The organism is Mesorhizobium sp. M8A.F.Ca.ET.161.01.1.1 (assembly GCF_004792105.1).
GTDB lineage: Bacteria > Pseudomonadota > Alphaproteobacteria > Rhizobiales > Rhizobiaceae > Mesorhizobium.
In genome coordinates this window covers 1-296 of the sequence record NZ_SRTD01000414.1, presented here as the reverse complement: position 1 = coordinate 296, position 296 = coordinate 1, and the positions used below count along the sequence as shown (strand labels likewise).

The window sequence follows — 296 nt, the reverse complement described above, 5'->3', positions numbered from 1 at the left end:
GCCGCAAACCGCCACCTCGGAAAATCCGATCGCGAAGCCGCAGGCGTTCTGTCGGCCGCCCAGCGCCATACGCATTTTCTTGATTCACCGCGGATGACGGCTGTCCTCAGTCGCTCGGATTTCCGGTTTGCCGATCTCAAGCGCAGCAACGTGACGGTGTTCCTCGTTCTTCCGCCTGATCGCCTCTCGACCTATTCGCGCTGGCTGCGCCTGCTTGTCTCGCAAAGCCTGCTCGAAATGGCCCGTGATCCGACAAAGCCGGCGGCACCCGTTCTCTATCTGCTCGATGAGTTTGC

General features: G+C 60.8%; 1 protein-coding gene. It reads left to right on the top strand.

The genetic code is table 11. The features are described from left to right. Positions 1-296: type IV secretory system conjugative DNA transfer family protein (locus EN804_RS36330; RefSeq protein ID WP_135922420.1), on the top strand; the 296-nt coding region annotated here is incomplete at both ends.